This window comes from Mesorhizobium sp. M0159, assembly GCF_040322295.1.
In the GTDB taxonomy this organism is placed as follows: Bacteria; Pseudomonadota; Alphaproteobacteria; order Rhizobiales; family Rhizobiaceae; genus Mesorhizobium.
The window spans coordinates 48,567-61,332 of the sequence record NZ_JAMYTF010000012.1; the positions used below are offsets into that span (position 1 = coordinate 48,567).

Genomic DNA, 12,766 nt, shown 5'->3' on the forward strand with positions numbered 1-12,766 from the left:
GGCATGAAAAAGGCGGGAAATCCCGCCTTTTCGTTTGTTCTCTGTCGCCCGCTTAGTGCAGGCGGCCGCTGGCGTGGGCCAGCATGGTGTAAACCTTGCCGGTATCCGACGTCAGGTAGGTCTGCGCCATGATGTTGTCGCGGTCGTTGCGCGACACGTCCTTGAGCAGCTTTTCGAAATCGTCGCAGTAACGATCGACAGCAGCGCGGAACTCCGCCTCTGACTGATATTTGCGGCGGATCTCGTCGAACGTCTGCTGGCCCTTCAGCGTGTAAAGTCGGCGCGTGAAGACGTCGCGCTCGCCGCGCCGGTAGCGGTTCCACAGCTCGATCGAGGCATCGTGATCGATGGCGCGTGCGATATCGACCGAGAGCGAGTTCAGCGATTCCACGACATGAAGCGGCGAACGCGCAGCGGGAGCCGGGCGCGGCGCTTCGGCAGGCGCTGCCGGCTTGGCGTCGTCTTCGCGTGATGCACCGGTCAGGAGGTCACGCACCCAACCGCCCTGCGGCGTGCGGCCGTTGGGGTCGCGCTGGCGCGGCGCTTGGTCTGCGGGACGTTCGAGGTCGAGCGTGCCGCGCAGCGCCGTCTCGCCCGAAGGCGCCTGCGGTGCACGGCGCTGTTCGGGAGCCGGAGCCGGGCGACGTGGCGGTTCGGCGGGGCGTGCGGCAGGCGCTTGCGGCGCCGGACGCAGGTTGCGCTGTTCCGAACTGTCGGCGCTGCGGCCAGATTTCGCAACGATTTCAGAAAGTTCCTTCAGCGCGTTGATCTGCTCTGAAACGGCACGGCGGATAGCCGTGGTTGATTCCTTTGCCTCTTCCGGCATCTCGATGACGCCTTTCTTAAGCTCGGCCCGGGTGAGGTCGAGCTCGCTCTTGATCGAGCCGGCGGTACGCCGCATCTCCTCGGTCGCATCGGCAAAGCGCTTGGTTGCCGAATCGACCACTTCGGAAATCGCGGTACGGATCTTGTCGGCGGATTCCAGCGTCTTGCCTTCGGCGTTCTGCAGCGTCTGGCCGACCAGATTCTCGAACGAGCGCATGACCCTTTCGAGATCTTCCGACTTCTTGACAAGGCCGACGGCAAGGTCCTCCAGCGACGATTGCCTTTCGAGCGTGTGCTCAAGATTGCTCTGGGCCGAGCTCAACAGGTCCGAGGCACTGGAAAGCAACCGGCTGTGCTCGTCGAACTTGGTGGCGATTGAAGCAACCTCGCGCAAGGTCGACGACGACAGCTCGGTGAGCCGCGTCGTGTTCGAATCGACCAGACGCGCCGAACTGGCGAAGGTCTGCGCGGTCTTTTCCGTGGTCGCCGCGAAGCTTTGCGTGCTCCCGGTCAGGCGTTCGTCGACCTGGCCGAGATTGGTCGCCGCCTGCTCGATCAATTGACCGAGCTGCGAGCTGGAGGTGGTCATGCGGCCGATGAGGTCGGCAACGCTGTCGGCAAGCGTCGAGCGCGCGCCTTCGACGGCCGACAGGGTTTCGGCCGTGCGGCTGGCGATGGCATCGACGAGGGCGGCGTTTTGATTGCGCAGCTTCTCGGTCGCACGTTCGGTGACCTCTTCCATGCTCTTTTGCAGCTCGGAGCCGCCCTGGGCGAAGCGCTCGACCAGAGGCCGTGCCGTCTCGTCCAGGATTTTCGATATTTCGGCCGAACGTGCCGCAAGCATCGTATTGAGTTCGCGAGTATTGGCACCGATGGTCTTTGCAGCGTCGTTGGTGCTCTGGCCGATATGCTGGCCGACCGCGGTAAAGGTCTCGGCGATCGAGTTGGCACGCGAGACCAACTGCGCCTCGGCACCCGAGACTTGTTCGTTGAGCTTTTGGCCCATTGTCTCGGCGGAGTAGGCGAGGCGGTTCTCGACGCTGGCGACCTGCTCCTCGACGCGGGCCGCAGTGGCGGCAGCACTCGATGCCAGGCGTTCGTCGGCACCGGCAAGCAGCTGCTCGATTTCACGGGCATGGACGGCGAGTTCCTGGCCAGTCTGCCTGGCGCGTTCGGCAACCCGCTGCTCGGTGCTGGTGAAGGCACCGACAATGGTGTCGGCATGTTCGCCGATTGCGGTGCTGCTGTCAGCGATACGGGACACCAGGCGATGATCCGCCTCCTCGAAGATGCGGCCGATCTCGGACGCACGGGCCGAAAGTGCTTCGGAGCCTTCGGCAATGCGCGAAATAAGTTGCTGGTCGGCGGCATCGAAAATGCGGCCGAGATCCGACGCACGTGCCGCGAGCGCTTCGGCGGATTCGCCGATGCGCACGCCCAGCCGCTCGTCGGCTGTTTCGAAATTGCGCAGGATGTCGCCGGCACGTGCCGCCAGCGACTGGGCCGTTTCGATGGCGCGAGAGACCAGCCGGTGGTCCGCCGCGTCGAAGGTACCGGCAATCTCACTTGCTCTGGCTGCCAGCTGATCGGCCGTTTCCTGGGCACGCGCGAGCAAGCTGTTCGACGTGTCGTCGACGCGGGCAATCAGTGCGCTCGACGTGTCCTCGGCGCGGGCGGCGAGGCGACGATCCGCCTCCTCGAAGGTGCGGGCGATGTCCTCCGCCCTGGCGAGCAGGGCGGCCGAGGTCTGCTCGGCGCGCTCGGCGATCTTGCGGTCGGCATCGCTGAATGCCGCGCCCGCCTGCTCATGCAGCGCGCTCGTAACTTCCATGACCTTCTCGCGCAGCGCGCCGGCGACGAAGACCGCGCTTCTTTCGAGCACACTGCGCACGTTGTCGACACCCGTCGACAGCGCCCGCTCCATTGTGCTGGCGCGCTCTTCAATGATGCCTGTCTGCCGGCTGAACGCCTGCTCGATCTTTTCTACGTCCGCAGCGATCGCATCGGAGATGTCGGTGCTCCTGGCGGCGATCTGGTCGATATGGCCGGACAGCGAACGGTCGACATCCTTACGCGTTTCGGCGAGCCTGGAGAGATCGTCCTGCAATGCGCGGGTCAGCATGTCGCGGCCCTCGCTCAGCTTGCCGACATGACCGGCGACGATCTCGTCGACTTCGCTGCGGCTCATTGCAAGCCTCTCCAGATCGGCTTCCAACGCGCGCCTGAGTATGTCGCGGCCTTCCGCCAGTTTCTCAACCTGGCCGGCAACCAGCCCATCGATGCTCGAGCGGCTTTCGGCCAGCTTGGCGAGATCGTCCTCGAGCGCCTTCGACAGGGTCGAGCGGTCCTGGACGAGCTTCTCTGCGTGGGTTGCGACAAGGCTGTTGACGTTGCCGAGATCGGCTTCCAGCGCACGCGAAAACTGCGCGCGATTATCGGTCAATAGCTGCGACTGATCGGCGATGGCGCCCCTGATCGTGCTGAGATCGGCCTCCAAGGCGCGCTTGAGGATGTCGCGGCCTTCGGCCAGCTTCTCGACCTGGCCGGAAACCAGTCCGTCGATGCTCGAGCGGCTTTCGGCCAGCTTGGCAAGATCGTCTTCCAAGGCGCGCTTGAGGATGTCGCGACCCTCGGCCAGCTTCTCGACCTGGCCGGCGACCAGCCCGTCGATGCTCGACCGGCTCTCTGCCAGCCTGGCAAGATCGTCCTCGAGCGCCTTCGAGAGGGCCGAACGGTCCTCGGCGAGCTTGTTCATATGTTCGGAGACGACGCCCCGCACGGTCTCGAGATCGGTCTCCAGTGCCCGCGACAGCTGACCGCGATCCTCCGCCAGCTTCTCGGATTGGCCGGCGATGACATCCTTGACAGTGCTCAGATCGGCTTCGAGCGCACGCTTGAGGATGTCGCGGCCCTCTGCCAGCTTTTCGACCTGGCCGGCAACCATCACATCGATGCTCGAGCGGCTTTCGGCCAACTTGCCGAGATCGTCTTCGAGCGCCTTCGACAGGGTCGAGCGGTCTTCGGCGAGCTTGTTCATGTGATCGGAGACAACGCCCCGCACGGCCTGCAGGTCGCTCTCCAGTGCCCGCGACAGCTGGCCACGGTCTTCCGCCAGCTTTTCGGACTGGCCGGCGATGACGCCCTTGATCGCGTTCAGGTCCGATTCCAGCGCGCGCTTGAGGATGTCGCGGCCTTCGGCCAGCTTCTCGACCTGGCCGGCAACCAGCCCATCGATGCTCGACCGGCTTTCGGCCAGCTTGGCAAGATCGTCTTCAAGCGTCTTCGAAAGCAGGCTGCGGTCATCGGCGAGCCTGCCAGAATGATCGGCGATCAGGCTCCTGATGTCGGACAGGTCGTTATCGAGTGACTGGGAAAGGCCGCTGCGGTCTTGCGCCAATTTCGCCGAATGCGCCTCGATGAGGCCATTGATGCCGGCGATGTCGGCTTCCAGCGCACTGGCGAGTATGGCGCGACCCTCGGCGATCTTTTCGACCTGACCGGCGACGAGGCCGTCGATGCTGGCGCGACTCTCTGCCAGCTTGCCGAGGTCGGCCTCGAGCGCGCGCGAAAGGATGCTGCGGCCTTCGGCGAGCTTGCCGACGTGCCCGGCAACCATTTCATCAATTATCGTACGAGCTTGCACGAGTTTTCCGGAGTCTTCGTTCAAGGCCTGGGCAAGCCTGTTGCGACCCTCTTCAAGGCTTTCGAGATGGCTGCCCAGCGAAGCGTCGATCGCTGCGCGCGATTCGTTGACCTTGCGCAGATCCTCTTCAAGGGCGCGCGAGATCAGGCCGCGGCCTTCGGCTAGCTTCTGCACCTGGTTAGCCACCGCTGCGTCGACTTCGGCGCGACCTTCGGCGAACTTCGCCAGATCGGCCTGCATTGCCGCCGCCATCCGGTCGCGGCTTTCGGAAAGCTTGCGGCTGTGGTTCTCGACGGCTTCCTCGATGCCGGCGCGAGCATCGGCAAGCCGCTGGATGTCCGTATCGAACGAACGCGATACGACATGGCGCGCCGCTTCCATGCGCCCGGCGAAATCGCCGGCGCGGGCTTCAAGCATGGTCGAGGTCGATGAAATGATGTCGGCCATGTCGGCGCCGATCTGGGTCTTGCCCTGATCGATCATCGCCGACAGCGTCTCCTTGCTATCCTGGAAGGTGTGGGCGATTTCGCGCGCGCGCTCGACCAGCGTCTCGTTGATCTGGCGTGCGCGAGCCTCCAGCGCGGCGTTGAGCTTCTGCGTGCCGGTGTCGAGCGCCTCGGCGCGGGTCTGGAACTCGCTGATCAGCGCCTGGCCACGTTCAGCAAGCGTCCGCTCGATGCCGTTGAGGCTGGCTTCGAATTCCGAATTGAGTGTGCGGGCGGCACCGCCGAGCAGCGACACCATGCCGCTCGTGCGGTCGTCGAGCAGGTCGGTCAGTGACCGCGTCAGGCCATCGGTGGTGTCCGTCAGCTTGGCGATCCGGGTGTCGAGCAGGCTGGCGAAGGCCTCGCCCGACGTCGACAGCCGATCGGTGATCGACTCGAGCCGGCCTTCCACCGAATCGAAGATCGACAACGAGCTTCCGTTGATCCTGTCGATCAGCGTATCGCCGGATTCGTTGATCGTCATCGACAGCTTGGTCGAGGCGTTGAGAATGCTGTCGCGAATGATATCGCTGGCGGCGTTGATCTCGTCTTTCAGTGTCTCGTGGGCGCCGGTGATCGAGGCGCGCACGCGCTCGGCATGGGTGACGACCGCTTCGCGCTCGCTGCCCAGCCCGTCGACCAGCGAGCGGATGCGGGACTCGTTCTCTGAATAGGAGCGCTCGATCTGGTTCACCTCGCTGTGGACCAGCGTTTCGAGCTCGACGGCACGCGCAAGCGTGCGTTCGATGCCTTCGCCCATGGCTGCCACCTCGCGGCGAACCGCTTGGCCGATCATCATGACGCGATCCTGGGCAAGATTTTCCGGCTCGGCCAGACGGAAGGCCACCTCGGTCATCGACTGCGCGGCAAGGCGCATCTCCTGAGCGCGGCGAATCATCACTGCGAATGCCCAGAACAGGATGACGGGCACGATTGCCGCGACCGCCAGGCCGATCAGCTCCGGACGGGCGAAAAACTGATCGAAGGTGCGGATGTTCCAGATGCCAGGTCCGAACAACAGGTTCGCAAGGCCGCCAGCGCCGGCGATCCAGGCCAGCGAAACGAAAGCCACGACCCAGTAGATCGTGTTCGAGGCGCGCCGATTGAGGGTGTGCAGGAGCGTCTTATAGTCTTTTTGACGATCGTCGTTGGCCGGCGAGAAAGCTGCCGGCTGCGAGCCATTGCGCGTTGCGACAGGACGCAACTCAGCCGGCTTGGCCTTTGGCGTGGGATTTGCGATCTGGCTTTGATTGGCGGCAGGTGCCGCGTTCTGGGTCTGGTCCGGGGCAGGCGCTTGGTTCTGGCTGCGACCTTCGCGCGCCAGCTCGTCGGCGGCTTGCGATATTTGCGCTTCGAGATCTTCCATGGATGCAGCCATGTCGAAGTCGCCGCCGGCATCGCCGCTCAGATCGATATCAAGTGCCTTTTCAAGTTCCCTGGCTACGTCGCTGTCGAGCGTTCTTGTCGTCGTTGGTTTCTTCGCCATGCCTTCGCTACCCTGTACAAGCTGCCGCGGGACTTATGGTTCTGCTTATTGATTCTGCCTAGCGTGTCCCGCGCAGGAGGCTGAAAATGGACCTGTCGTATCGTAATGACACAGCCGGGTAAAGAAAACATGCATTCCGCCCGATACGTAAAACTTTAAATATAAGGTTAACACAGCCGTGATTCCGGCGCCGTTATCGCGACATTTTTCCGGGCCAATCATTAACCCGTTGTCCACCGGATACGCCTAGTTTTTGCGGCGGTCGAAGAACGGAGTCTCAAAGTGATACGTGGCGAAAACGGCATTGCCTTCTCGATGCCCGGCGGCGACGTGTCGGGGACAGCCGGGGCGCGGCCGATCGACCTGGCGCATCTTGCGCGCCAGACGATGGGCGATCGGAGCCTCGAGCAGGAGGTGCTGGCTCTGTTCGTGCAGCAGGCGCTGTCGGTGCGCGACAAGATCGTCGATGCGGATGTCAGGCAGCGGCTGCTATTGGCACACGGGCTCAAAGGCTCGGCGCGCGGGGTCGGCGCCTTCGCCATTGCCGATTGCGCCAGCGCGATCGAATGCCGGCCCGAAGACGCCAGCACGCTGAAGCGGCTTGGCTCGCTGATCGAAGAAGTGCGCGACTTCGTCGCCGCCATCAGCCGATAGGACTTATCCCAAAGACGCCACGCACGGGCGCTTTCGCGCCGCAGTTGACTTGTCCGGCAGAGTGATTATGTCGGCTCAGACTCCCTTCAGGTGACAAATGACCAAGCTGACCTTCATCGCCCATGACGGCACGCATTTTGACGTGGATGCCGAAAACGGCTCGACCGTCATGGAAAATGCGATCCGCAATGCGGTGCCGGGAATAGAAGCGGAATGCGGCGGCGCCTGCGCCTGCGCGACCTGCCATGTTTATGTCGACGAAGCCTGGACGGCGGAGGTCGGCGAGCCGGAAGCCATGGAAGAGGACATGCTGGATTTCGCCTACGAGGTCCAGCCGAACTCGCGGCTGTCATGCCAGATCAAGGTGCGCGACGCCCTCGACGGGCTGGTCGTGCGCGTGCCGGCCCGCCAGGGCTGAAGCCGATTTTTGCGGCTGCCGCTTGGCAGCGGACCAATGGTCATGCAGTGTCGCGCCGTTTTCCCATAGAGGCGCATGCTTCATGACCGCTATCACCAAGACGGACGTACTCATTGTCGGGGCAGGGCCTGTCGGCCTGTTTGCCGTATTCGAGCTCGGCCTCTTCGACATGAAGTGCCATCTGATCGACATACTCGACCGGCCCGGCGGGCAATGCGCCGAACTCTACCCGGAAAAGCCGATCTACGACATTCCGGCTTGGCCCTCGATCTCGGCGCAAGGCCTGGTCGACAAGCTGCTTGAGCAGATCGCGCCGTTCAAGCCCGAATTCACCTATAGCCGCATGGTTTCGAGCCTGGAAAGATTGGAGGACGGCAGCTTCCGCGTCATTACCGACGAAAACGAGGTGTTCGAAGCCAAAATTGTGGTGATTGCCGCCGGCGGCGGTTCGTTCCAGCCGAAGCGCCCGCCGATTCCAGGCATCGAACCCTATGAAGGCAAGAGCGTGTTCTACTCGGTGCGCCGGATGGAGGACTTTCGCGGCCACGACCTCGTCATCGTCGGCGGCGGCGATTCGGCGCTCGACTGGACGCTGAACCTGCAGCCGGTTGCCAAGAGCGTGACGCTGGTGCACCGGCGGCCCGAATTCCGTGCAGCGCCCGACAGCGTCAACAAGATGTATGCCATGCAGGAGATGAAGCAGCTGGAATTCCAGGTCGGACAGGTGACTGGCCTGACCGGCGCCGACGGCCAGCTCGCCTCCGCCACCATCAAGGGGCCGGAGGGCGATATCGAAGTGCCGTGTACGCGGATGCTGCCGTTCTTCGGCCTGACGATGAAGCTCGGCCCAATCGCCGAATGGGGCCTCAACCTCCACGAGAACCTGATCCCGGTCGACACCGAAAAATTCCAGACGTCGGTGCCCGGCATCTTCGCCGTCGGCGACATCAACTGGTACCCCGGCAAGCTGAAGCTGATCCTGTCGGGCTTCCACGAGGTCGCCTTGATGGCGCAAGCGGCCAAGCGCATCGTCAGCCCCGGCGAGCGCATCGTTTTTCAGTATACGACCTCGTCAACCAGTCTGCAGAAGAAGCTCGGCGTGGTCGACTGAACCTCGCCATATTTTCGTCGGGCCGGTCTACTCCGCCAGGGCTGGAGCCACAGCCTCGGCATGGCCGCGAAGCGTTTTCTCCGGCATCAGCCAGAGCGTGATGAGCGACAACAGCAAGATCGCGGCCGCGGCAAGAAAGATCATCACGAACGGCATGGCCGAAGCGATATGGCCGGCCGGCTGCGTGCCTTCGCTGGCCAGCGGCAGCCCGTAACCAAGGGCGACGGCACCCAGCATAGCGACGCCAAGCGCGCTGCCCAGCGAGCGCAGGAAGGTGAGAACGCCGGTCGCTACGCCAAGGTGCATGCGATCGACGGCGTTCTGGACCGAGACGGTGGCAACCGGAAAGGTCGTGCCTGTACCCAGGCCTACGCAGGTCGTCAACACCTCGACGAGCAAAAGTGAGGCATGCCCGGCGACCAGGCTGAGCACGCCGAGGCACAGGATCGAGAAAACAGTTCCGATCATGGCAATGCGCTTATAGTGGAAAAAGCGCGGGATCATTCGCGCGCTGAATGTCGCACCGGCCACCGTGCCGAGCATCAGCCCAAGCAACGCGGTGCCCGATTGACTGACCGACAGGCCGACGACCGATTGCAGGTAGACCGGCAGATAGACTGACAAGCCGACATTGGCGGCCTGCAGCAGGAACATCGACAATGTGCCGGCGAGAACGATCGGATTGCCGAGCACTTCGAGCGAGATCAGCGGTTCGGCCGCGCGCATGAGCCGCAGCGCGAACGCGCTCCAGAACACCGCCGAGCAGGCGAGCAGTCCAAGGATTTCAGGCGACAGCCACGGATACTCGCTGCCGCCCCAGTTCAAGGCAAGCAGCAGCAGCGAGGTGGCCGCGACCAGAAGCAGCGCGCCGAGGCCGTCGATGCGGTGATGTTTTGCGGCGATCGGCAGCTTCTTGAGCGGGTTGTTGATGATCGCCATGGCCAGCAGGCCGAGCGGAATGTTGATCCAGAAGATCAGCGACCAATGCAGATGTTCGGCGAAGGTGCCGCCGAGGAGCGGCCCGGCGATGCTGGCGACGGCCCATGTGCCCGAGATCCAGGCGGCGTATCGGGCCCGCTCGCGCGGCGGCACGAGGTCGCCGATCACGGTCTGCGTCAGGGCGAACAGGCCGCCGCCACCGGCGCCCTGGATCGCCCGGCCGACAACCAGGACCAGCATGTTAGGGGCCGTGGCGCTGACCAGCGAGCCGGCGAGAAAGATCAGGATTGCAGCATAGACGGTCGGCCGGCGACCATAAATATCGGAGATCTTGCCGTAGAGCGGCGCCACGGCGGTCGCGGTCAGAAGATAGCCGGTCACGATCCATGGCAGATATTCGGCATGCCCGAGCAGACGGGCCATCGTCGGCATCGCCGGCGCGACGATGGTCTGGTCGAGCGCCGCCAGCAGCATCGACAAAAGCACGCCGCCGATGATGGCGTTTTTCTCGGTTTCGGTCAGCGGCGCGCTGGTTTCCACCATCGTTTGCTTGTCGACAGCCTGGTCCATATCCGTTCATCCATTATGCCTGCGTGCACGTCCGCGACGGGCTGGGAAGCATCTAGGTACGCCGATTGGCGTTTGCCGGAGGCTGATCCCTGCGAACCTGGCATATGTCGTTCGCTATAGGCCGATTTCGACAGCGGCTCGAAAGTTTTCCGAAGCTGGCACTATGTTTCGGCAAAATTGGCTTTGTCCGACGACGCGGAGTCAGCCGGGAGCGAGCCGGCCGTTCTCAATGCGCTCGATGCGATAGTGCAAGAGCCGCAGGATGCGGCTTTGGAAATTGGCGCTTTCGACGCGATCGAAGCGCATCTGGTCCTGGTCGTGTTTGGCAAGCATGGCCGCAGTGATTTTTGCGGCCTTGGCCTTTGCCAGTTCGCAGGTCTTTTCCGGGTAGCTCGCCTTCAAGGCGTCTTCTAGTTCGCGGCCGTGGTTCTTGGCAATCTCGACGTGGCGTTCCTCATGGCGCTTGATGTCGGCGGACAACGTATCCCAGAACAGCCTGACGCCGGCATCGGCTTTGCGCGGGCGGCGCCACTCAGGAAGGATGACCTTGACCTTGACGGTGACGACAGCGTCGGCAATCCAGCACGAGCCCGGCTTTTGCGCATAGCTGACGCGGGTGGTGAACGCCATCTGGGTAGCTCCCGGATGCCGCGACCCGGTGCTTTTCACCTGAGGCCCGAGTTTCGACAGCTGGGTCTCGATGTCGTCGAGCGTCCTGCCGCCGATCGGGAAATAACTATATGTCTTGACGAGAGTTGCAGCGCCGGCCGGGAATGCGGTCAGAGCGAGCATCAGGGCGCAGAGGAGGGATCGTTTCATCGTGTTGCCTCTTTCCCCACCTTGCTTTACCGCCGTCCTCGGCGCAACGGAATTGATCCCCCGCCACGCCGCGAGATCGAACATGGTTGATGGGCAATGATGACAGGGCGATGGCAATTGGCGCACGGACGCCATCTCGACCTTGGCGGCAAGGCCGTGGTCGTCGGCATCCTCAACATCACGCCGGACAGTTTTTCCGACGGCGGCCTGTTCGATGCGCCGGAAAAAGCAGTGGCTCAGGCGCGCCGCATGGTCGAGGAGGGGGCCTCCGTCATCGACATCGGCGGAGAATCGACACGTCCCGGGGCGTCTGCGGTCTCCGCAAAGGAAGAGCAGGCTCGCATATTGCCGGTCATCGAGGCGCTCGCGACGTCTGGCGGAACGCTGATCTCGGTCGATACCTATCGCGAGGATACGGCCCGGCTTGCCGTCCAAGCCGGCGCGCATATCGTCAATGACGTCTGGGGCCTGCAGCGCGAACCGGGCATTGCCCGGGTCGCGGCCGAAACCGGCGCTGGCCTTGTCGTCATGCACACTGGACGGGACCGGCAGAAACTGCCCGACGTGATTGCCGATCAGCTCTTCTTCCTCAGGAAGTCGCTGGAAATCGCGCGGCGGAGCGGTGTTGCCGACGACCATATCGTGCTCGATCCGGGCTTCGGCTTTGCCAAGGAGACGGCAGCGGAAAATCTTGACCTGATGGCACGGTTTTCCGAGCTTCATGCGCTGGGTTTTCCACTGATGGCCGGCACATCGCGAAAGCGCTTTATCGGCACCGTCACCGGCCGCGACGCAGCCGCAAGAGGCGCCGGGACCGCGGCCACCAGCGTTATCCTGAGGCTCAAAGGCGCGCATCTCTTTCGCGTCCACGATGTCGCAATCAACGTGGATGCGCTGGCCATCGCCGATGCTATGCTGGCACGTGAGATCGGGGAAAGCTGAGCCATGTATGTCATCCGCATGAAGAACTGCGCCTTCTTTGCCCGGCACGGTGTGCTGGACGAAGAAGAGACGCTCGGCCAGCGCTTTTATGTCGATGCGGCACTCACGGTGGATCCCGGGCAGGCGCTGGTCGAGGATTCCATCGAGGACACCGTCAATTACGGCATCGCCTTTGCGGTCATCGAGAAGATCATTACCGGCGAACGGCGCTTTCTGATCGAAGCGCTGGCGCTCGAAGTGGCGAGGGCGCTGACGGCGCGGTTTCCGCAGATCAAAAAGGCCGAAATCACCGTGCGCAAGCCGAACGCCCCGGTGCCGGGTGTGCTCGATCATGTCGAGGTGACCGTTGTCTGGCCAGAATAGTAACAACAACAACACCGTCTATCTCAGCCTTGGCGGCAATCTCGGCGATCCGGCGAAGTCGATGGCTGCGGCACTGGGCATTCTGGATGCCAACGAGAGAACGCGCGTCGTTGCCGTTTCGTCGCTCTACCGCACGCCCCCCTGGGGCAAGCTCGATCAGCCGGATTTCCTCAACGCGACGGCCGAAATCTCGACCGCGCTCGCGCCACGGGCTTTGCTCGACCTTTGCCTCGACGCCGAGCGAAAACTGAAGCGGGTGCGCGAGGAGCGCTGGGGTCCACGCCTGATCGATATCGACATTCTGGTGTTCGGCGACCGCATCATCCACGAGACCGGACTGGAGGTGCCGCATCCGCGCATGCTGGAGCGCGCCTTCGTGCTGGCGCCGCTGGCAGAAATTGCGCCGGAGCTTGTGGTCGACGGCAAGAGCGTATCGGAGCGGCTGGCCGCCGTCGACACATCGGGCATTGAACGGCTGCCGTCAGGCCGGGATTGGTGGAAAACCTGATGC

The 12,766-nt window shown here is 63.3% G+C and carries 9 protein-coding genes; 6 read left to right on the forward strand and 3 right to left on the reverse strand.

Going from position 1 to position 12,766, the window contains the following annotated elements; all coding sequences use genetic code 11:
* Positions 1-52: 52 nt before the first annotated feature.
* Positions 53-6,439, reverse strand: coding sequence for an apolipoprotein A-IV repeat region-like domain-containing protein (locus NKJ32_RS14755; RefSeq protein WP_352568760.1), 6,387 nt, complete (start codon positions 6,437-6,439; stop codon positions 53-55).
* Between the two features lie 285 nt (positions 6,440-6,724).
* Here NKJ32_RS14755 and NKJ32_RS14760 point away from each other — a divergent pair, with 285 nt between their 5' ends.
* The 3 genes from NKJ32_RS14760 to NKJ32_RS14770 all read left to right on the forward strand — a co-directional run bounded on the left by NKJ32_RS14760 (position 6,725) and on the right by NKJ32_RS14770 (position 8,622).
* Positions 6,725-7,093, forward strand: coding sequence for an Hpt domain-containing protein (locus NKJ32_RS14760; protein WP_292660938.1), 369 nt, complete (start codon positions 6,725-6,727; stop codon positions 7,091-7,093).
* A 97-nt stretch (positions 7,094-7,190) separates the two neighbouring features.
* The gene (locus NKJ32_RS14765; RefSeq protein ID WP_023674833.1) at positions 7,191-7,511 is read left to right on the forward strand and encodes a 2Fe-2S iron-sulfur cluster-binding protein; all 321 of its coding nucleotides are present in this window, start codon (positions 7,191-7,193) and stop codon (positions 7,509-7,511) included.
* A gap of 82 nt (positions 7,512-7,593) precedes the next feature.
* A complete protein-coding gene (locus tag NKJ32_RS14770; protein WP_352568758.1) occupies positions 7,594-8,622 on the forward strand; it encodes an NAD(P)/FAD-dependent oxidoreductase in 1,029 nt (342 codons plus the stop codon).
* Between the two features lie 27 nt (positions 8,623-8,649).
* On the opposite strand, the gene NKJ32_RS14775 is transcribed toward NKJ32_RS14770, so the two are convergent.
* Together NKJ32_RS14775 and NKJ32_RS14780 are read right to left on the reverse strand one after the other, a co-directional pair.
* Positions 8,650-10,131 (reverse strand): MDR family MFS transporter, encoded by a 1,482-nt coding sequence (locus NKJ32_RS14775; protein WP_352568757.1) that lies wholly within the window; start codon positions 10,129-10,131, stop codon positions 8,650-8,652.
* 201 nt (positions 10,132-10,332) lie between these two features.
* Positions 10,333-10,950, reverse strand: a complete 618-nt coding sequence (locus NKJ32_RS14780; protein WP_023674836.1) for a DUF922 domain-containing Zn-dependent protease — start codon at positions 10,948-10,950, stop codon at positions 10,333-10,335.
* A gap of 96 nt (positions 10,951-11,046) precedes the next feature.
* On the opposite strand from NKJ32_RS14780, the gene folP reads away from it, so the two are divergent.
* Genes folP through folK form a run of 3 tightly spaced genes read left to right on the forward strand, consistent with a single transcriptional unit; the run spans position 11,047 to position 12,763 of the window.
* Positions 11,047-11,892 (forward strand): dihydropteroate synthase, encoded by an 846-nt coding sequence (gene folP / locus NKJ32_RS14785; protein WP_352568756.1) that lies wholly within the window; start codon positions 11,047-11,049, stop codon positions 11,890-11,892.
* 3 nt (positions 11,893-11,895) lie between these two features.
* A complete protein-coding gene (folB, locus tag NKJ32_RS14790) occupies positions 11,896-12,255 on the forward strand; it encodes a dihydroneopterin aldolase (protein WP_352568755.1) in 360 nt (119 codons plus the stop codon).
* Positions 12,239-12,763, forward strand: coding sequence for a 2-amino-4-hydroxy-6-hydroxymethyldihydropteridine diphosphokinase (gene folK / locus NKJ32_RS14795; RefSeq protein WP_352568754.1), 525 nt, complete (start codon positions 12,239-12,241; stop codon positions 12,761-12,763). The genes folB and folK overlap by 17 nt, the downstream gene beginning before the upstream one ends.
* Positions 12,764-12,766: the final 3 nt, after the last annotated feature.